The following is a 20345-nucleotide window of genomic DNA, read 5'->3' on the forward strand; positions in this document are numbered from 1 at the left end:
TGCGTGTGAAACGAGGGTGTGGATGACTGCGAAGCTTAAAATCACCGCTATCAAACCCTATCCGGTATGGGTAGGGACGCGCAACCAGATGCTGGTCAAGGTCGAGACCGACGACGGCATCTTTGGCTGGGGCGAGAGCGGCTTGAGCGGTCGCGAGAAGGCCGTGGCCGGCGCGATCGAGCACTATCGCGAGTTTCTCATCGGCCGCGACCCGATGCAGATTGGTCGGATCTGGCAAGAAGTTTATCGCAGCCAATACTTCGAAGGCGGGCGCGTTTTGCAGGCGGCGATTTCCGCCATCGACATTGCCCTTCACGACATCAAGGGCAAGGCGCTGGGGGTGCCGGCCTATGAACTGCTGGGAGGCAAGCAGCGTGACCGAATTCCCACCTTCGCCTCGACCGGCGACGAGGCCGAGGGCGATGTTGCCATCGAACGAGCCCGCGAACTACGCGCACAGGGGTGGCAGGCGATCCGCTTCTTCCCCGTCGGGCAAAACAGCAAGGACATCTTTGAGCCGCGGGAGTCGATTGGTGCCACCGCAACTATGCTGAACAAGGCGCGCGCGGCACTGGGCGACGACGTCGTACTCGGTATCGACTATCATCACCGGCTGTCGGTGGCAGAGGCGGCGAGCTTCTGTAACAAGCTCGGTCGTGGCGTACTCGACTTCCTCGAGGAGCCGATACGAGACGAGACGCCGGAGGCCTACGAATCCCTGCGCACGATGACCGACATCCCGTTCGCCATCGGTGAGGAATTTTCCAGCAAGTGGCAATTCCTGCCCTACATCGAGCGTGGCATCCATCAGTTCAACCGGCTCGATATCTGCAATGTTGGCGGATTCACCGAAGCGATGAAGGTCGCTGGTTGGAGCGAGGCGCACTATGTAGACCTGATGCCGCATAATCCCCTCGGCCCGGTCTGCACGGCCGCGACCATCCATCTCGCCGCTGCGGTACCGAATTTCGCTTGGCTCGAGACCAGGGCGCCCGAAACAAAGCTGGGCTTTGACAATGCCGACTTTTTCCCAGTGCAACCGCGGCTCGACGGCCCCCACTATCCGGTGAGCGATCTGCCGGGGCTCGGCGTCGAGGTCAACGAAGAGGTGGTCAAGGCGGAGAGTTTTCGTTTCTGGGAAGCACCTCACCTGAAGCGCCGCGACGGTTCTGTTACGAACTGGTAGTTCCATCCACCGGAGGCTAAAATGACGCATACTCCCGATATTACCCGACCGCCTAAAGACCTGATCGACGCACTGCAGGAAATCGGCGCCGCGACGGTTGCCGGCACGCTTGGCCACATGGGCTTCCGCAATCCGCACATGGTCGGTCCCGTGCCGCAGAACCGCGGGAAGTCGATCGTCGGGCCGGCGCTGACCCTCCAGTTCATGCCGCAGCGGCCCGACCTCTTCACCGAGGGAGAATATGCCGATCCGGAGACGCAGTTGCACCGGCACGTGCTCTATCACGCCCAGGAGGGCGATGTGGTCGTGGTCGACGCGCGCGGCGACATGAGCTCGGGCGTCTTTGGCGATATGATGTCGACGTATTTCAAAGGCAGAGGCGGCGCTGGTATCGTAATCGACGGGTGCATGCGCGATCGGCCCAATGTTGAAAAGCTGGATCTCCCCCTATGGCTGCGCGGCTGGACGCCCAACTATCATGTGCAGACCAGCATCTATCCCAATGCCGTCAACGTTCCGATTGCCTGCGGCGGTGTCACGGTAATCCCCGGCGACATCATCGTCGCCGACGACGACGGGGTGGTGGTGCTTCCAGTCGCAATGGCCTCTAAGGTAATCGAAGAGTCGCAAAAGCATCACGATTGGGAGGAGTTTTCGCGAGTGAAGCTTATGGAGGGTGGGTCGTTGCAGCGATATTATCCGCTGCATGACGATGCCCGTGGAGAGTACGAAGAATGGCGTAAAACAAACCACCTGGTGAACCGAAGTTAGCCTATATTGCAGCATCTACGGAAGCAGGTGGAGCAGCAGCAACAAATCGTAGGCTTACGTCCAACGGACGCGAGACGCGAGCGTCTCGCCGTCTATGCCAATTGGTCCTGCCGCCGAAGAGAGAGAGAGCACGAAGTACGGCCAATTCTGGTGACAGCGGCTGACGCGTCGGTTTCGAACGAGTACCCTGTGTGAGGTTCGGGTCCGTTTCACCTATGAGGAGCGAAATGCCATCTGAAACACGTTCTCCGCGCCTCGCCGTGCTGATCGACGCCGACAACACATCGGCCAAGATCGCCGACGGCTTGTTTGAAGAAGTCGCCAAGATCGGCGAGGCGAGCGTCCGCCGGATCTATGGCGACTTTTCCGGTACGCGCTCGAAAGGGTGGGCTGATGTGCTAGCCAAACACGCTATTATTCCGCAGCAACAATTTGCCTATACGACAGGAAAGAATGCTTCGGATATTACTTTGGTCATCGATGCGATGGACTTGCTGCACAGCGGCCGTTTCGATGGGCTCTGCCTCGTGTCATCGGACAGCGATTTCACCCGACTTGCCGCTCGTATCCGCGAACAGGGCGTGGATGTATTCGGTTTCGGCGAACAGAAGACACCGGAGAGTTTTCGTCAGGCTTGCAGGCGGTTCATCTATACCGAAAACCTGCTGCCCGGCGGGGCCAAGGACGGCCAGGCCATCGCGTCTGCCGACAAACCGCTGCAGCCGGCGAGCACCGCCGTCCCACTGATCAAGAGAGTCCTATTGCAGGAGGACAGCGAGGACGGCTGGGTCAATCTGGGCACAGTTGGCAAGCAGCTCCTGAATCTCGCGCCGGATTTCGACCCACGCACATTCGGCTTTCGAAAACTCAGCGACCTTGTTCGCAAGACAAATCAGTTCGAGCTCAGTCAGGATGAGGGCGGTCCAATCAGTATCCGTTTGAAACGAAGAGACAAAAAGTAATTCTACCGAACCGCGGCTGACAAAGGGCAATGTCCGCGGCTTGGATAACGACGTCAGCGTTGACTATTTCGCAAGCTGGGCAAGCGCTCCCTACCCCGCAATCAAGTTGTTCCATTTGAGGAACTTAGAAAAGCCTGAGCTGACCGGTCCTTTCCACCCCAAGGGACGGTAGCCTTGGTGCCGCAGGTTGCGCGGTCGCTTTGCATTTGAACGGGGACTTCCTCACTTTGTGTTGTGGTGGAATTTGCTGTGGGCGAAACGCTCGACGCCCTGCCCGCGAGCGTCAGAAATTGCGCTCCTTGCGATAAAGCGGCCGCGCGACTATGCCAAAATCTTAGTCTGGTTGAGGAGCCGCAGTTGTTTCGCCCTCAGAAAGCTCGCAGGCGAATAAGATCGGATGGTCGACGCTTGGTGCGGGCCGCTCATTCAACAGGACCGCCACGGCTGCTGCCGCGATTTTTTGGATCGGCTGCTTCATTGTCGTCAGGCGTGGGATTGTCATGCTTGACAGCGGGATGCCGTCAAAGCCTACGATGGAAAGGGCTGCGGGTATCGGGATACCCAAATCATATGCCGCCCGCATGCAACCGATCGCCTGCTGGTCCGAGCTCGCGAATATGGCTGTCGGGCGCTCGCTACGCGCACGCGCGAGGAGATAGTTTCCCGCCGCTCGCCCGCTCTCGTAGTCGAATGCCGCCTCGGCAATCAGCGACGGTTCGGCATTTTGCACTTTGCCGCCGTTCTGCTCCATCGCATCCCGATAACCCGTTAAACGATCACTGGCGGGGACCGAATGTTTTGGGCCTGAAATGAAGCCGATACGACGATGGCCGAGTTTCAAAAGGTATTCGACACCCAGTCGAACGCCGCTGCGGTGGTCGGAGGCGATGCCCGAATATCCGGGCATAAGACGGTCGACCACGACGATCGGCAGCCCTTTCGGCAGCTTGATCGTATGGAAATCGTTGCTCGGAACGAGAATGATGCCGTCCACCTTTCGGCTTGTCAGTTGCCCGATGCGGTCTGCTTCCTTTGCCGCATGATCGAAAGACGTCATGACGATGATGTTATAGCCGCGTCTTGCGGCAGCTTGCTCGGCTGATTGGACGAGTTCCGAGAAGAAGGGATTGGTCAGATCAGGGATGACGATGCCGATCAGGCGGCTAACCTTGCTGCGCATGCTTCTTGCGGACGGATCGGGCATATAGCCGAGTTCTTCTATGATGCCGCTGACGCGCGCCCTCAAATCCCGTGTGACCGAGGGATGATTGTTCAGAACTCTCGAAACGGTCCCGGTGGAAACTCCCGCGAGCTTGGCAACGTCTCGAATTCCGACCTTTGGCATAACAGAAACGTATGTCCTTCATCTTCGCCGTCAGCGGCCAAAAGTCGCGTGATCCGGGGCTTCAGCAAGTGCTCTCTACCGTCTTAATCGAAGCGACGCATCCAAATTCGACTGCCGGCGACGTCATGCAGTGGAAAGCGCATCTGCCTGATGGAAACGGTTCACCGCATATACTGCAGCATATGGAGAAAATTGCAATCCACGCCGACTTTAGCTCTAATTTGTGACGTCTTGACAATTGTTGAGAGCATGCTACCCAATTGTATCTGGAAACGGTTCATTGTCGTTGACAACTCAGGTGGAGCTGAGCCCAGGACCGTTCGGGAGGAGAGAAATGTCCAATTCCAAAAAGCATGAATCCGTCTTGATCAGCGCGCCGCGCCGTGCGGCGTTGAAGCTTGGCCTTGCAGGCACGTTGATGCTTGCGCTGTCTTGCGGCGTGTCGCCCGCCTTCGCGGCTAGCAAGCCCAAGGTCGGTCTCATCATGAAGTCCTTGTCCAATGAGTTCTTCAAGCAGATGAAGGAAGGCGCCGACAAGTATGCGGCTGAGAACAAGGAAAAGTTCGACTTCAAGGCCGTCGGCATGAAGGACGAGCGTGATTTCGCCTCACAGGTCGATGCCGTCGAAAACTTCGTGACGCAGAAATACGACATCATCGTCGTTGCGCCGGCCGACTCGAAGGCGATGGTCACTCCGCTTGCAAAGGCAGTGAAGGCCGGCGTCAAGGTCATCAACATCGACGTGCCCCTGGATGCGGACGCGAAGAAGGCCGCCGGGGTCGATCTTGCTTTCTTCGGGCCGGACAACACTGAGGGCGCCAAGCTTTCGGGCGATGCTCTTGCCAAGGAGCTGGGGCCGGGCGCGAAGGTCGTAATCCTGGAAGGCAATCCTGAGGCCGACAACGCCAAGGAGCGCAAGGTGGGCTTCATGGACTCCATCAAGAACGGCAAGCTCGAACTTCTCGACAGCAAGACCGCCCATTGGGAGACGGAAGAAGCCAACACCGTCATGACGAATTTCCTGACCAAGTATAAGGATATTCAGGGCGTCATGGCCGCAAATGACTCCATGGCGCTCGGCGTCGTCAAGGCTCTCGATGCGTCTGGCCAGAGCGGCAAAATCAAGGTCGTCGGCTTCGACAATATTCCATCTGTCAAGCCGTTGATCAAGGATGGTAAAATGCTTGCCACTGTTGAGCAATATGGTGCCGAGATGGCGGCCTTGGGTATCAAGTATGGTCTTCGCGAATACGCCGGCGAAAAATTCAGCGGCTGGGTCAAGACGGACGTCACGCTCATTACCGCCAAGGACATCAAGTAGTCCGAGCCATTGGCTTAGTGGCTAAACAAAGCGCCGGCTGCTCGGCCGGCGCTATCCGCTGCCGGATCGCTTTCCCGTGGAATGCCCGGTAAAGCTGGTTTTCGAGCCACCTTGGCGTAGTAACGGGCGGGCGGCCATTTCTTATTTCAATAGACCATGCATGAGGTGGACGTGTCAGACGCGGCAGATGACTACATCTTGAAGCTGGAGGGGATAGGCAAGCGATTCCCGGGCGTCGTGGCGCTCAGGGATGTTTCGATACGCATCGGTCGCGGCAAGGGACATGTTCTTCTGGGTGAAAACGGCGCGGGCAAGTCCACCCTTATCAACCTGCTCGGCGGTGTCTTCAGGCCTGATGACGGTCAAATCCTATTTGACGGCGAGCGCTATGATCCAGCCTCTCCGTTGGAGGCATTCAAGGCAGGCATCCGCGTCATTCACCAGGAACTGCATCCTCTTTCCAATCTTAGCGTTGCCGAAAACCTGCTCTTTGAACATCTACCCCGCCGATACGGCCTGGTGAACTACACGCAAATGAACACCAGGGCGGCGGAACTCCTGGCAGAAGTCGGTCTCGACGTAGCCCCGACGACGCCTGCCAGTCGCCTGAGCATCGCGCAGTTGCAGTTGCTCGAGATAGCCAAGGCGCTCTGCTACGAAAGCAAGCTTCTGGTTCTTGACGAACCGACGGCGACCTTGACCTCCAAGGAGGTCGATCGCCTGTTCGAAATTCTGAAGCGGTTGAAAGCGCGGGGCGTCACGACGCTTTACATCTCCCATAGGCTTGAGGAGATCTTCGAGGTGGGTGACGATGTCACTATCCTGCGCGACGGCCAGCATGTGATTACACGGTCGCTCGCAGGACTAGCCATTCCGCAGATCGTTGAACTTATGGTCGGACGAACGCTCTCGCATCATAGTGCTTTTCGCGGCGACAGCGTCGTATCGGGCGAAGCGCTCGGTGTCTCCGGCTTGAAGGTGACACGAAACGGCCCGAAACTGTCATTTTCCGTCGCCAAGGGTGAAATCGTCGGCATTGCGGGGCTGGTGGGCAGTGGTCGAACGGAGGCAGTTCGCGCCATATTCGGAGCAGATGTGAAAGCGGCCGGGGAAATTCGCATAGATGGCGAGCCGGTCCAAATCAATTCGCCTAAGGATGCGGTTGCGGCAGGGCTGTGCCTGGCAACCGAAGACCGCAAGATGCAGGGCTTGATGCTCGACATGAGCTGTGCCGAAAACACCACCATCACGGATATTGGCAAAGTCTCTCGCAGAGGCTTGATCAGTCGAACGATCGAGGACGAGCATTCGCAACGCCTCGTGCGGGAACTGCATATAAAAACGCCGTCCGTTCATCAGGTAGTCCGGACGTTTTCCGGCGGCAATCAGCAAAAGGTGGTTATTGCCAAATGGCTGTTCCGCGGCCCAAAGGTGCTGATCTTCGATGAGCCGACCCGGGGGATCGACGTGGGCGCAAAGGCTGAGATCTACGATCTTCTGTGGAAATTTGCCGCTGAAGGAAAGGGGGTCTTGGTCGTTTCCTCCGACCTTCCCGAGCTCATCAGCATTTGTCATCGCATCATCGTTTTCTCGGACGGCAAGATAGCCGGCGAGATCGCCCGGGACCAATTCGAAGAGAGCAGGATCCTCTCACTCGCCTACAAGGAGTACAGTCGTGTCCGGCAACATTGAAAACAAGGCCGAGGCGAAAGGGAGCACCGTCTGGGACAAGCTCATCCGGATTTCGATGAAGGAAGCGGGCGTTGCCATCGCTCTCGTTCTGATCCTGATATTCTTCTCGGTGACGGCGCCATATTTCGCAACGCCGGAGAACTTTCTGAAGATCTTCGTGCAGATCGCCATCAACACGGTGCTTGCCTCCGGCATGACCTTCGTCATTCTCGTTGGAGGCATCGATCTCTCGGTCGGCTCGCTGCTTGCCCTTTGCACCGTCATCGGTGCGACGATCATGGTCGACCCCAGATTTTCCCCCTGGCAGGCGATCGTGCTGGCGTCGCTGGCTTCGATGGGCACAGGTGCCGTCCTTGGAGCGGTCAACGGGTGGGTATGCGAGAAATGGAAGCTTCCCTCCTTCATCGTCACGCTCGGCATGCTAAATGTTGCAAGCGGCCTGGCGCGCGTCGTCAGCGATAACTCCACCATCACTGGCCTGCCGCAGCCTTTCGTCGATTTCGGCAACCTTATCTTCTGGGACATACTCCCATCGATCTTCCTGATTGCGATCGTCGTTGTCCTCATCGGCTGGTTTGTCCTGCGCTACACGGTGTTCGGCCGATTTGTTTTCGCGGTCGGCACCAATGAGGAGGCGGTCCGGCTGTCGGGGCATGAGCCAAAAAAGATCAAAATCGCGGTCTTCACGATTTCCGGGCTGACGGCGGGTATCGCAGCCATGGTTTATCTGCTTCGGCTCAATGTCGGCAGCCCGGTTGCAGGCGTTGGCTATGAGCTTAATGCCATCGCGGCGGTCATTATCGGCGGCACCAGCCTTTCGGGCGGCAAGGGCTCGATTGTCGGAACGCTGGTGGGAGCCTGTATCCTGCAGGTGCTGTCGACGGGCTTGCAGCTGTTGGGCGCTGACGACAACATCAAGCCGATCGTCATTGGCGCCGTCATCGTGCTGGCCGTTATCCTCGACAGCTATCGAGGCCGCTTAATGCGGATGCTCGAGACGCGGTGATTGGCGACGTCGCGTCAACGCCATATCAAGCCATTGCCGAACTACTGGCTGGCTCTATGGCTGTCGCGGATAGTAACGGGGCGAATCTTCTGAGCCGATTTGTACCTTAAGCGGATTTGAACATTCGGCCCGGCATCGTAAAGTTGACGGACCTCGGGTGAGACCTCTTGCCGGCCGCGCGCGCCGTCGTGTGGGTTGATGGGAATTCGCCGCACGGTTATTTAGTTCTTTGTACGAGCGATGCTCGACGCCGGGCGTAATGTCGCGCTTTGCCGCACCGTAGCATGGCAGCTTATCGGTAATCATCACACGCGGCGAGTGGCCCTGCCCTTGATAAGCTTTCGCATCAGACGCTTGGCGGCCTTGGTATTGCGGCGGCTTTGCACCGACATGTGGAGAACGAAACCACCCTGATCGACAGTCAGCCAGACGGCGTGGCCAATCACTTCAGCTGGGAAACGGTGGCGGCGATAAAGGAGATCACGAGAGCGTCGGTGCATGCCACAAAATCGCACGGGCCAATCGCCGACAGGTTAACGTTACGATGCCCAACGATTTATCAAACTCCCGCCAACCTTCGCTCCGCCAAGAGTTAGTCTCACTAACTTGTATGCGCTGCAGTGACATCGAAAATAAGCCTACGCATCGCTCCGATATTCCAACGTTGAATTCTGCGCCAACACTCGCTGGGCTGGGCAAACCAGATCGCGCCGGTAGTACTGTCCAATCAGCCTGACATAGCCGAGCTGGAAGTTTGGCGCGAAATTTGCTTCTCTCCTCGATGGAGAACACAGAATGCTCGACATCCATCCGCAGATATTTTCGATAAGCCGGCCGTCGCTTGAGAACTATCGGGCGTTCATTCAGCACGACATGATCGTCGAGACCTATCGCAGCTCAGCGGGTCAGATGATTTCAAGAGGTTCGCTCCATCGCATCTCCATCAACCGCACAGCCCACGGGAGATATGCCTATCGCCTTGGCACAGGAAGCTTCCACAAGGTCACTAGGGCACCTTTTACCTTGGGCTTTCAGCCCGCAACCATTTCTCTTGAAGTTGACGGCGACGAAGCCGACTATATTTCCATCTTTCAATCGCCGAAGCTCTATAGCAGTCTCGTCAACGGAGATTTCGATCCCGAGCATATGGACGGCGACGCACTTAGCGCGACGACGGACCCAACGACATTGCAGGTCGCGCTATCCCTCGCCCTCGCCATCGAGCAGAGAGACCGCAGCGATCCGTTGCTGATAGAACATCTCGGCATGGCGCTCGCCTGCTGCGTCGTGAAGCTTTTGGGGGCGGCGTCTCCGCCGAGCGATCGTCCAATGACCTCGCAAAATCTCAGACACGTGATCGATTACATCGAGAGCCTGCTGGGACGAGCCGATCTCAGCGTCGAAGAACTCGCCGGTGTGGCAAATATGAGCCCCTTCCACTTCAGCAGGGAGTTCAAGAAGGCTGCCAGTATGGCCCCCCATCGTTTCATCCTTGAGCGCAGAATCGAGCGGGCCCGGCTCTATCTCGCCGATGGAAAGGAAACGCTTTCCGGAATAGCCTACGCGACCGGCTTTTCCAGCCAAGCACATTTTTCCAGCGTTTTCCGCCGCTTGATGGGAATGACACCAAAAGAATATCGGCGCTCGGTCCGCCCTTGATCCAATGAGCGAAACAAACTTAGCAGTTTTGCGTAAGAGCATCGCAAGAATTTGAAATCCCTGGCGGCGGCGGCCTGCGACACTCTTCGCATCAGGAGAGTTCATATGGCTGCTTTTGCGCAAATCAATCCGATTACGGACATCTGCTTTCTGGTCGAGGATGTCGAAAGAGCCTCTGCCTTCTACGTCGATCGCCTCGGTTTCAAACCGCGTCGTCGCGCTCCGGGCTTCGCCGATTTCAAAGGAGCGGGCATCACGCTGGCGCTTTGGGAGATCGGCCATATTGCCGAGAATACAGGCATCTCCGGTCGCAAAGCACCGCCCGGTGTGCACAAGGCTTGTGCAGCTATTGAAGTCCCCTCCCCGGAAAAGGTCGACGCCGCCTACGCGGAGCTCAAGGCCGCCGGCGTGATCTTCCAGGCACCGCCGCAGAACTACAACTGGAACGCACGCTGCTGTTATTTTGCTGACCTGGACGACAATCTCTGGGAAATCTACGCATGGGCCGATGGCGGCCCGGTCGGAGACATCGACCAGAGCGACTGACATGCCATGCCGTCAAACCATCCGAACATAAGAGGAGAAAGGCAAAGCCATGACAGAACATGGAAAGCGAACGATCCTGGACAGACGCTCGGTCCTGAAGGGAGGCGCTTTTGCCCTTGCTGCAGCAACAGCAGGCATTAGCATCTTCACCCCACGTATTTCAAAGGCAGATCCGGCCAAGGTCGTCATCAAATATGATTGGCTAATGAGCAACGGACAAATCGGCGACATCGTCGCCGTCAAGCAGGGACTGTTCCAAGCGGAAGACCTGGAAGTTGAATTTTCTCCCGGCGGCCCCAATTCGGCGACAGTACCGCCGGTTGTGACTGGCCAGGCGCAGCTCGGCCAGTTCTCGGACTCGGCTCAGCTCCTGCTCGCCCGTGCATCTGGCGTTCCGATCAAGATTTTCGCCTGCGGCTTCCGTATGGCGCCTTTTGCCTTCTACTCCCTTCCCAAGTCCCCCATCCGTACAGTCCAAGACCTTGTGGGCAAGCGTATCGGCATTCAGCCAACGGCGCGCTACGTTCTGGATGCCATTCTTCTCAAGAACAACATCGACCCTGCGAGCCTGACCATTACGAACATTGGCTTCGATATAACGCCTCTGACCACCGGTCAGGTCGATGCCGTAACCGGCTGGATCACCAACACGCAGGCTCTTTCGGTGATCGGACCAGATAGGATCGATCTCATGATGAAAGATACGGGATTGCCCTCCTACGCCAACGTATATTTTGCGACCGACGACGCCCTGGAAAACCATGCCGATACGTTGGCAAAAGTGCTACGAGCGATTGCCAGGGGTTGGGCATGGACGCATCAACATCCCGACGAGGCAGTCAAGCTCGCGGTGGAGGCCTATCCGCAGCTCGATCTCGCCGTCGAACTGAAGACGGTGTCGCGCATACTGTCGCTCAGCTTCGACGCGGCGACCGGCAGGGATGGCTGGGGTGACTTCGATCCGGCAGCAATTGCCGAACAGATCACCGTCTATGACAAAATCGGTCAATTCAAGTCTGGCGCTCCGAAGCTGGAGGACTGTTATTCAACCAAGATTCTCGAGATGACGGCTGCGGACCGTCCGAAGATTGCGTGAGGACAGGTTGGGGGACACGATAGCTATCGAAGCGGAGGGATTGCATCTGGGATATGCAGGATCGACCGAGACAGTCCGCGTTCTCTCCGGCGTCGACCTGGTTGTCCGCAAGGGCGAATTCCTGACAATTCTCGGCCCATCCGGTTGCGGCAAGTCGACCTTCCTGCGTGCAGTGGCGGACCTGCTCCCACCTGTTGGCGGTCAGCTGACCGTGCTTGGCAAGACGGCATCGGATGCGCGCCGGCGCAGGGAAGTCGCCTTCGTTTTCCAGGAAGCGACCCTGCTACCTTGGCGCACGGTCAGACAAAACGTCGAACTGCCGCTTCAGGTCGGAAAGAAAAGCATTTCACGATCGGTGGATTCGAAGCCAAGCCACTGGCTCGACCTCGTCGGCCTCTCGGATCTTGGCAGCCGTTATCCGCATCAGCTCTCCGGAGGCCAGCGCCAGCGGGTTGCCATCGCGCGGGCGCTGCAGTGCGAGCCGGACATCCTGCTTATGGATGAACCCTTTGGCGCACTCGACGAGATCACGCGCGACCGCCTGAACGATGAGTTGCTGGCGATCTGGCACCGCACCGGAACAACCATCCTCTTCGTGACACACAGCATTACCGAAGCCATCTATCTTGGCGGGCGGGTGCTCGTGCTTGCTGCCAATCCCGGACGCGTCCAGGCATTGATCGATCTGCTGCCGATGAAGGACGATAATGGGTTCTGTCGCCGTGAAAGCCCCGAGGTTCAGGAAACGGCAACCCATCTGCGCCAGTTGTTGCGGGATGGAGGAGCTTGACCGGATGATAAAGCACCGTCTCTCTATCGTCGAAATGACCGGCCTTCCTGCTATCGGTGCCGGTTCGCTATTGGCTGCTTGGCAATGGCTAATCCCAGCGCTTGGTGTTCCGGCCTACATCCTGCCGACGCCGGCTGCGGTAGTGCGTACCTTCGCAACGGAATGGCGTTTTCTGTTGTTGAACGCAGTTCCGACTTGGTACGAAGCGCTGCTTGGCTTCCTGCTCGGCAATATCCTCGCTGTGCTTTTGGCCATTGTTTTCGTTTACAATCCTCGCCTTCGGACGGCGTATTTCCCGGTCGTGTTGTTGTTCAACACGATCCCGGTGCTTGCGCTTGCGCCGATCATCATCCTCGTCTTCGGTCTCGGAATTCTCCCCAAGGTTATTATCGCGGCTCTGCTCTGCTTCTTCCCCACATTGGTAAACACAACGCGGGGCCTCAATTTGGCAACTGCCAACGAACTCGAGCTGATGCATGTGCTTTCGGCCAGTGATTGGGAGACGTTCTGGCGCCTGCGTGCGCCCCGCGCAACCCCTCTCCTCTTTGCTTCGCTGCGCATCTCCGCGACGACATGCGTCATTGGCGCGATCGTCGGGGAATGGATCGGCTCGAACGAAGGGCTTGGCGCCGTCATCATCCAGTCGACATTCAACTATCAGGCGGAGAGGCTCTTCGCTGCGGTGCTCCTTGCGTCGTTATCGGGTATCGTATTCTTCACAGCTGTCGCCCAGATCGAGCGAATTTTCCATCGACGACAGGGACAGAGTGGTTGAACCGGTTGCTGAATGTGGCGACAGCCGTTCACGCCTTTGGCGACCATCGTCGCTCAATCAGTCCCAAACTTTGCGTAGCAGGTTGCGCAAGTCCGCAGCGTCGGACGATCGTTGAGCTTATGAGGTATAGACCGTTCCCAAAGAGCAGCGCGGCTTGACGAACGTCCTTCTCTCGCTTCGCTGGCCCCTGCCCGTCAGTGTTTCGGCGGCTGGCGACGATGAGCTTGCGGACCGCATACCGGGATGGGTCAGGGACGACGACTGGGACACCGCCTCGGTGGAGCAGCATTGTCCTGACGGGCTCCCTTATGAGGAAGTCGAGAAAGCGTAGTGGATCCGCGCCATGGGAAGGCGGACGCCAAGTAGTCCCGAATAGCACTGAAAGGCCACCGTCCCGATGAGAACACCCCAGAGTCGAAAGAGACCGCCATCGGCAAGCGCCTGCGAGCGCGTAGGTCATCCTTGTCCCGCTTATGATCAGCTACGCTGCGCGATAACCGGATCTTCGGCAGGACCGACGTAACGACGTTTCGTATCGCCGTGTCCGTCCGGGATGTCGAAGTACCAATATTTGCGCCCTTTGATGTTCGCCGGGGTGAACCGACCCACCGGGTTAATTTCCATCTGGCTTGCTGTCACGTAACGCATCCCTGAGTTCGATCCGGGCTGCGCAAATCAGCTGTCCATCGCCAGGCCGGCAGCATCCGGTCGTCGCATGTGGGTACCGGAAGACTCTTACCCGCGCATTTTTCCCACTCCCACCTTTGGCACACCATCCGGTCGAGATAGACGGCGTTGTGCCGCAATGCGAAACGGCGCGTTCATAGCGCCGTAGCCGGCGTATCCGACCCTTCTCTCAACGATCTCAAAGAAGAAGCCCTGGCCCAAAGTACGGCTGTAAATTTGAAAGTACTCGCCGGCCTCGTCACGGTCATAGAGGATGCTGTGCGCTCGAAGCCTGTCGGAGAACTCTGGCGACAACCCGAAACGTGCTTCGAGGTCGTCGTAATAATTGCGAGAGATCGGCAGCGGCTGAAATCCGCGCGCCTGCAATGCAGCTGCCGTTGCGAATATATCCTGAGTCGCAAATGCAATGTGCTGAATGCTCGTTCCGAAGCCTTCGGCCAGGAACTTGCCGGCGAACGTCTTGCGATTGTCGACACCGTTCATAGTCAGTCGGAAGCCCGGCTGGGTCAGGCTCTCGATTGCCTGGCTCCTGACAAGGCCGCCTGGATCGATCACGTCGATCATCGGCGCTCGTCTGGTCTCGAAGATCGACGTATAGAACAAGAGCCACGTCAGCATCTCGTCATAGTGAGTGGTCTGGGCAATATGATCGACCCGCGTGAGGCGGGCATCGTCTGCCGGATCAGCAACGGGTACCCGAACAAACTCCCGATCCCAGATGGTTTTCAGATCGTCGGAATCATCCAGGAAATAAATCACACTATTGCCAACCCCTTGGATCGCCGGCACTGCGACTTCTCCCCCAAATCGCGGTTCTGAGAACGTAGCGGCGCCCAGGCTTCGGGCGCGGTCGCCGGCCACTCGCGCATCATCGACTTTCATTCCATACGCATAGGCATTGGTACCATGCACCGCGTATGACGAACTTGCGAAAGTATCTCCTCTCGTGTCCGTATTGACTACGATCCGGATATCGCCCTGTGTAAAAAGGTCGACCGAGCGATTGATGTGCTTTCCGGTTTTTGCAAATCCAAGCGTCGACAGCAGTGCTTCGAGCTCAAGTTTCTGCTCTTCGTCCGTCGTAAATTCAAGAAACTCGACGCCTGCGGCACGAACCCGATTGGGCATAGCGGGGACGTCAGTGCTCAGATCTGGTTCTAGCCTCGCAACGCAATCCATCAGATAGATCAGCGAACGATGCCCGTCCTCTGCGATCGCTCGCGGAGAGCCGCCTCGAAATTGATCGTTGAAGATTTCCAGAGACAACGGACCGTCGTATCCGGTTGCCGCCACGGCGCGCATGAAGTCGACAACAGGGAGATCGCCTTCGCCTGGCATGTTTCTGAAGTGACGGCTCCAGTACAAAAGATCCATATCGATCAACGGCGCGTCGGCAAGCTGGACGATGAAGATCTTGTCGCCTGGTATCGATCTAATCGTGTTGGGGTCAATCTTGCGGGCAAGCGTATGAAAGCTGTCGAGGATCAAGCCGACGTTTACATGATCCGCCCGTCGAACAATTTCCCAAGCGTCGCGATGGTCGCTGACATGCCGTCCCCAGGCGAGCGCCTCAAAGCCAACCCTGACCGCGTGTGCCGCAGCGAGTTCTCCCAACTGCTGAAAATCCGAAGCAGCACGGTCAATTCCGCCGACCGCGAACGGAGACACGTTCGAGCAGATCAGCATCAGATCGGTGCCAAGTTCGCCCATGATGTCGAATTTCCGCTTGGCGCGCTCGAAGCCGCGTGCGCGCATCGGCTCAGGCATGCCTTCGAAGTCACGAAACGGCTGGAACAGTGTGACCTCAAGCCCATGATCACGGACCAGGGCAGCGACCTGACGCGGCGATGCGTCATAGGTTAGAAAATCGTTCTCAAAGATTTCGACGCCCGTGAAGCCCGCCTTGGCGATCGCCGCGAGCTTCTCCGGAAACTCGCCGCTGATCGAGACTGTTGCGATCGACGTCTTCATTTCTTGCTACGCTGCGCATTCAGTCTTGAAATCGCGCCGCGCAGAGCCAGCAGGTAGCCATCGGTCCCCATTCCGACGATGATGCCGTCGGCGCGCAGCGACACGAACGAATGATGTCGGAAGCTCTCGCGTTGGTGCACATTCGAAATATGTATCTCGATGACTGGCCCCTCAAAGGCGTTAAGGGCGTCGAGAATTGCGACCGAAGTATGCGTGAATGCGGCCGGATTGATCACGACCGCGGCCCCGTCCTCCCGGGCCTCGTGGATCCAGTCGATTATCTCATATTCCCGGTTGCTCTGATGAAAGCGAATATCGAATCCGAGCTCGCTTGCAAGGCCGCGAACTTCGGTTTCGACGTCGGCCAGGGTCTTGCCGCCATAGATGTGTGGCTGCCTCTTTCCGAGAAGGTTGAGGTTTGGTCCGTTGAGGACATAGATCACAGGCATTCTCTCTCCCTTAAAGCAAAAGACGGCCGGAACTGCTCCGGCCGACAACTTCAGACTGCAAGTTGCTGGGCGGCGGAGGCGAAACCTTCCGCCAGTTGCTGCATGACAGGTGCGCTATTTCGTGCAGAGATGTAGTGCCTGCCATAAGTGCCGAACATCGACATCACCCCGGCGCGGCGAAGTGCGATATGCATGTTGGCGGAAAACGACGGGTCGGCCTTCTGGACCGCCTCCCGATAGTCGATTGGGGCGCTGCGCGAGCTCCAGAGGGTGAAGACAGTGCCGTATCCGCTGGTAACAACATCTGCGCCGTTTTCTTCAAACGACACGCGGATGGTCTCTCGCAAGGCGTCGCCGGCCTGACGCAAGGCAGCGTAATCGATCGTATCGACGACCTTCATCGATGCGTTTACGGCAGCGCAGGCTACCGGATTGCCGCTGTAGGTCCCGGCGCGCGCGACGCGCTTGTCCTCGAAGGCGGACATGATGTCCGGATGGCCAACCAAGGCTGCGACTGCGTAGCCGTTACCGATCGCTTTGCCGACAGTTGCAAGATCAGGAGAAATGCCAAGATGGTGCGAGGCTAAGCCCGGATGGAGACGGAAGCCCATGAGCACTTCGTCCATGATGACCAACGCACCGCGCTTGCGCGCAAGCGATACGACGTGTTCGAGGTAGCCGGGCTTGGCCACGACGCACCCGGCATTCGCCATCATGGGCTCCAGGACAATGGCTGCAACGTCGTTGCATTCAGAAAAGAGAAGCTCCGCATCCGCAACGTCGTTGAAGCGGAGCAGAAGTGTGTCTCCGTTGCTCGGTCGAACGTTGGATCCCATCAGAGCTTCTTGTGATCCGGCGTTGCCGAACGCGACATCGTCGAACCAGCCGTCGTATCCAGCCGCCATCTTGACGATCTTGCGCCGCCCCGTGACTGCACGGGCGGTACGACAGGCGAGATGAACCGCTTCGCTGCCGGAATTTAGAAAGATCACCTTACTGAGGTCTTTCGTATGAGCGGCAAGACTAGAGGCGGCTTCTTCCTCGAGAGCGTGAGCGTAGGCCGGCATCGAGCCACGTTCCATGGCAACCCGCACGGCCTCGGTCACGTCCGGATCAGTATGACCTAAGAACGTCGCGCCGAAACCGAGAGCCGTATCTGCGTACCTTCGGCCCTTCTGGTCCCAGACGTAGGGACCCTGAGCTTTTTCGACCAGAAACGGCTCTCCATCCACATCGGGCACGACCCGACCCGCGCTGGATATCCCACAGACGAGATGTTGCATTTTTAAACTCCAAAAAGCTTCGGGAGCCATTCTGTCAATGACGGGAACGCGACGAGACCCGCCACGCAGACGATGCTTGCGATCCAATAGGGGACGAGCCAAACAGAAACCGACCACATGTCGAGCTTGGCCACGTTGCAGACCACGAAGATGTTTGTGCCGATCGGCGGCGTGAAAAGGCCAATGCCGAGCGTCATGGTGAAGACGATCCCCGTCTGGTAGGGCGTCATGCCAGCGGCAAGCGCAATCGGAACCAGGATCGGCGCGAGAATGATCAGGGCCGGCCCGAGGTCGAGCCAGAAGCCAACGACCTTTAGGAGGACCAGAACGAGAATGATCGTTACAATCGGTCCCGTATGGAGCCCTGTGATCCAGGCCGCCGCGTTGGCCGGAACCTGTTCAACGGTCAAAATCCAACCGAATGGGGTTGCCAACGCCATGATCATCATAATGACGCCGGTTGTTGCGACTGCCGCGGATGCCGCAGCATAGAGAGAACGAAGCGGTAGCTCGCGATAGACGAGGATACCGACCAGGAAGGAATAGACCACTGCCAATGCAGAGGCTTCCGTCGCGGTAGCAATGCCGCCGATGATCGAACCGAGCACGAGCACCGGCATCAGAAGTGCCGGCAGGGCGCCAATAACGTCACGCCCGATCTCGCCCCAGATCGCAGGGGCCTCGTTTCTCGGAAAATTGTGGCGTCGCGCCACAATGTAGGACGTGATCATGAAAGTTGCGGCGATGAAAGCGCCGGGAATGAGAGCCGCCACCAGCAGACCCCCGATCGAGGTGTTGGTCAGGACTCCGTAAAGGATCAGAATAACACTCTGCGGGCCGATGATGCCGAGGGTACCGGAGGCGGCCGTCACTGCAGCCGCAAAGGCCTTAGGGTAGCCACGCTGCGCCATCGCGGGGATCATGATCGATCCTACCGCGCCGGTGTCGGCCGTCGCCGAACCGCTGATGCCGCCATAGACGAGAGCGGTTGCGACATTGACGAGACCGAGGCCTCCGGTGATGCGGCCGAAAATATGCTCGGCGACCCTCATGATGCGTGTCGTCAACCCTCCACGGTTCATCAACTCACCGGCAAAGAGGAAGAGCGGGATTGCGGCAAGCGTGATCGCGTCAGCGCCGCGCAGCGTCTGCTGTGCGAACCATGCAGTCGGAAGATGCAGACCGCCGACATAGATTGTGATGAGACTTGCGATGCCCATGCACCAGGCGATCGGAACGCCGATCAGGAGCAAAAAGGAAAAGCTGATGATGAGAACAGCGACGGTCATACCGGCTCCTCCTGCCGTTGCTTGAAACCAGTGAGGACAAGCAGGCGTCTAATGCCAATCACCAGCGCACCGAGGCCGAGGATCAGCACCGTTGCTGTGATGACACCCGTCGGCATGCGCAGAACGGCAGTTGGAACCATCGCGGAACGCTGCCAGACGGCCCAGCCACTGATCAGGAATGCACCGCCCATGGTCACAAGGGCAAGGATCGAGATCAGGTCGAATACCCGCTTCAAAGCGGGAGGCGCCGACTGATTGAGCGCTTCAAATGCGACGTTTTCTCCCCGCAGTTCTGCATTGAGCAGTCCGATGAAGGTGATCCAGATGAAGGCGATGCCTGCCACCTCGAACGACCACTCGACGCCGCCGAATTCGAAGAAACGCGCAATCACGCCCAGCAAGGTCGAAAAGAACATCACGACGAACGCGATAACGCCCAGAAGCTCCAGTGCGCGCGTCAACGGACCCCGCCGCAGCGGCGAGGCAGAATTGTGAACTCGTTCCATTGGCTTAGACCTCAGTTCGAGGCCGCGGACTTTTCGACCGCGGAAACGAGATCGGCGCCCCATTCTTTAGCGAACTGGGCATAAACCGGCTTGACCATCTCGGCGAATGGAGCTGTGTCGACCTTCGTTACCGTCACGCCTTTGGATTCGAGAGATGCCTGGGTGTCGGCGTAAGCTTTGTCGAGTTCGCTGCGATACCAGGCAACTGTGTCCGTCGCCGACTTTCTTAAGGCCACCTGCTCCTCAGATGTCAGAGCGTCAAACCGGTCCTTGTTCATGAACCACCAATTCGCGGTCCAGATATAGTTGGATATGGTCAGATGCTTTGCGACTTCATACCACTTGGAATCGTAATAATCGCGCATCTCTGGCTCCACCGCAGCAACGACGTGCGACTGCAGGGCGGTGTAGACCTGGCCGAAGGGGATGGACTCGGCAAGCGCGCCGAACTGCTTCATGGTTGCGAGAATGACCGGGTTCGGCGGAGTGCGGATCTTGACGCCCGAGAGGTCTGCGGGCTTTTCGATGGCTTTGCTGGTGGCAAACTGGCGGAAGCCTGAATCCAGTGCGCCGAGCATGAGATAGCCGCGTTTTTCACCGAAATGCTGCACTGCCTGCCCCTGTTCGCTATCCAGGAACTTGTGCACATTCGCGGCGTCCTTGAAGAGGAACGGCAGCGAGAGCACGTTGAGACGCGGATCGATCGCGTCGATCGATCCACCCAGGCCGATGTCGATCGCGCCGGCGCCGACGCCGTCCGCGATCGGGCCTTCGTCGCCAAGCTGGCCGTTCGGGAAGATCTGGATCACGACTGATCCCTTGCTCTCCTCCTTCACCTCCGCCGCAAATTTTTCAACCGCCTTGTTGATCAGGCTGTCCGGCGACGATGCATGCGCGAGCCGCAATGTAGTTTCCGCTGCGGCCGGAAAGGCAAAGGCGCATGAAAGTACAGCGCCAGACAGGAGTGCCGAGATGAGCGTGGCATGGAATTTGTGTTTCACGTTGTTCCCC

Annotated in this window: 18 protein-coding genes and 3 pseudogenes; 12 read left to right on the forward strand and 9 right to left on the reverse strand. The window is 58.0% G+C overall.

The features are described from left to right. Positions 1-22: 22 nt before the first annotated feature. The 3 genes from AB8B29_RS26660 (at position 23) to AB8B29_RS26670 (ending at position 2919) form a co-directional block, all read left to right on the forward strand. A complete protein-coding gene (locus AB8B29_RS26660; protein WP_037191160.1) occupies positions 23-1186 on the forward strand; it encodes a mandelate racemase/muconate lactonizing enzyme family protein in 1164 nt (387 codons plus the stop codon). Positions 1187-1207: 21 nt separating this feature from the next. Continuing rightward, on the forward strand, positions 1208-1957 hold the full coding sequence (locus tag AB8B29_RS26665) for a ribonuclease activity regulator RraA (RefSeq protein ID WP_037191163.1): 750 nt from the start codon (positions 1208-1210) through the stop codon (positions 1955-1957). A gap of 227 nt (positions 1958-2184) precedes the next feature. Then, entirely contained in the window at positions 2185-2919 is a 735-nt protein-coding gene (locus tag AB8B29_RS26670; protein WP_439006925.1) for an NYN domain-containing protein, read from the forward strand. A 334-nt stretch (positions 2920-3253) separates the two neighbouring features. On the opposite strand, the gene AB8B29_RS26675 is transcribed toward AB8B29_RS26670, so the two are convergent. Then, the gene (locus AB8B29_RS26675; protein WP_439006850.1) at positions 3254-4264 is read right to left on the reverse strand and encodes a LacI family DNA-binding transcriptional regulator; all 1011 of its coding nucleotides are present in this window, start codon (positions 4262-4264) and stop codon (positions 3254-3256) included. 11 nt (positions 4265-4275) lie between these two features. Between AB8B29_RS26675 and AB8B29_RS26680 the strand changes: the two genes are divergently transcribed. The 4 genes from AB8B29_RS26680 (at position 4276) to AB8B29_RS26695 (ending at position 8283) form a co-directional block, all read left to right on the forward strand. Beyond that, positions 4276-4491, forward strand: coding sequence for a hypothetical protein (locus AB8B29_RS26680; RefSeq protein ID WP_037191172.1), 216 nt, complete (start codon positions 4276-4278; stop codon positions 4489-4491). Between the two features lie 107 nt (positions 4492-4598). Further along, on the forward strand, positions 4599-5585 hold the full coding sequence (locus AB8B29_RS26685; RefSeq protein ID WP_037191174.1) for a sugar ABC transporter substrate-binding protein: 987 nt from the start codon (positions 4599-4601) through the stop codon (positions 5583-5585). A gap of 156 nt (positions 5586-5741) precedes the next feature. Further along, positions 5742-7277: a sugar ABC transporter ATP-binding protein gene (locus AB8B29_RS26690; protein ID WP_439006851.1), complete on the forward strand. Its 1536-nt coding sequence runs from the start codon at positions 5742-5744 to the stop codon at positions 7275-7277. Next, complete coding sequence (locus AB8B29_RS26695) at positions 7261-8283, forward strand: ABC transporter permease (protein ID WP_439006852.1); 1023 nt, start codon at positions 7261-7263, stop codon at positions 8281-8283. The genes AB8B29_RS26690 and AB8B29_RS26695 overlap by 17 nt, the downstream gene beginning before the upstream one ends. Positions 8284-8457: 174 nt before the next feature. Here the strand turns inward: AB8B29_RS26695 and AB8B29_RS26700 are convergent. Then, positions 8458-8720 (reverse strand): annotated as a pseudogene (locus AB8B29_RS26700) (DDE-type integrase/transposase/recombinase); the annotation flags it as partial. Positions 8721-8987: 267 nt separating this feature from the next. On the opposite strand from AB8B29_RS26700, the pseudogene AB8B29_RS26705 reads away from it, so the two are divergent. The 5 genes and pseudogenes from AB8B29_RS26705 (at position 8988) to AB8B29_RS26725 (ending at position 13149) form a co-directional block, all read left to right on the forward strand. Continuing rightward, positions 8988-9942 (forward strand): annotated as a pseudogene (locus AB8B29_RS26705) (helix-turn-helix transcriptional regulator). A 105-nt stretch (positions 9943-10047) separates the two neighbouring features. After that, positions 10048-10488 carry a VOC family protein gene (locus AB8B29_RS26710; protein WP_037191186.1) on the forward strand — a complete coding sequence of 147 codons (441 nt, stop codon included), beginning with the start codon at positions 10048-10050 and terminating at the stop codon, positions 10486-10488. Between the two features lie 49 nt (positions 10489-10537). Further along, complete coding sequence (locus tag AB8B29_RS26715) at positions 10538-11584, forward strand: ABC transporter substrate-binding protein (RefSeq protein WP_439006853.1); 1047 nt, start codon at positions 10538-10540, stop codon at positions 11582-11584. 7 nt (positions 11585-11591) lie between these two features. Beyond that, on the forward strand, positions 11592-12374 hold the full coding sequence (locus AB8B29_RS26720) for an ABC transporter ATP-binding protein (RefSeq protein ID WP_439006854.1): 783 nt from the start codon (positions 11592-11594) through the stop codon (positions 12372-12374). A gap of 4 nt (positions 12375-12378) precedes the next feature. Further along, positions 12379-13149 carry an ABC transporter permease gene (locus AB8B29_RS26725; protein WP_047639821.1) on the forward strand — a complete coding sequence of 257 codons (771 nt, stop codon included), beginning with the start codon at positions 12379-12381 and terminating at the stop codon, positions 13147-13149. A gap of 139 nt (positions 13150-13288) precedes the next feature. Here the strand turns inward: AB8B29_RS26725 and AB8B29_RS26730 are convergent. The 7 genes and pseudogenes from AB8B29_RS26730 to AB8B29_RS26760 form a co-directional block, all read right to left on the reverse strand. Continuing rightward, a pseudogene (locus tag AB8B29_RS26730) lies at positions 13289-13761 on the reverse strand (GSU2403 family nucleotidyltransferase fold protein); the annotation flags it as partial. 123 nt (positions 13762-13884) lie between these two features. Beyond that, complete coding sequence (locus tag AB8B29_RS26735) at positions 13885-15807, reverse strand: bifunctional sugar phosphate isomerase/epimerase/4-hydroxyphenylpyruvate dioxygenase family protein (protein WP_439006855.1); 1923 nt, start codon at positions 15805-15807, stop codon at positions 13885-13887. Beyond that, on the reverse strand, positions 15804-16256 hold the full coding sequence (aroQ, locus tag AB8B29_RS26740; RefSeq protein ID WP_037191196.1) for a type II 3-dehydroquinate dehydratase: 453 nt from the start codon (positions 16254-16256) through the stop codon (positions 15804-15806). The genes AB8B29_RS26735 and aroQ overlap by 4 nt, the downstream gene beginning before the upstream one ends. A 50-nt stretch (positions 16257-16306) precedes the next feature. After that, entirely contained in the window at positions 16307-17539 is a 1233-nt protein-coding gene (locus AB8B29_RS26745; protein ID WP_439006856.1) for an aspartate aminotransferase family protein, read from the reverse strand. A 2-nt stretch (positions 17540-17541) separates the two neighbouring features. Then, positions 17542-18828: a TRAP transporter large permease gene (locus AB8B29_RS26750; RefSeq protein WP_439006857.1), complete on the reverse strand. Its 1287-nt coding sequence runs from the start codon at positions 18826-18828 to the stop codon at positions 17542-17544. Further along, a complete protein-coding gene (locus AB8B29_RS26755; RefSeq protein ID WP_246704816.1) occupies positions 18825-19289 on the reverse strand; it encodes a TRAP transporter small permease in 465 nt (154 codons plus the stop codon). The genes AB8B29_RS26750 and AB8B29_RS26755 overlap by 4 nt, the downstream gene beginning before the upstream one ends. Before the next feature lie 56 nt (positions 19290-19345). Next, positions 19346-20308 carry a TRAP transporter substrate-binding protein gene (locus AB8B29_RS26760; protein ID WP_439006926.1) on the reverse strand — a complete coding sequence of 321 codons (963 nt, stop codon included), beginning with the start codon at positions 20306-20308 and terminating at the stop codon, positions 19346-19348. Between the last annotated feature and the right edge of the window lie 37 nt (positions 20309-20345).

It is taken from the genome of Rhizobium sp. 11_C7_N12_5 (assembly GCF_051811145.1).
Lineage (GTDB): Bacteria > Pseudomonadota > Alphaproteobacteria > Rhizobiales > Rhizobiaceae > Rhizobium > Rhizobium lusitanum.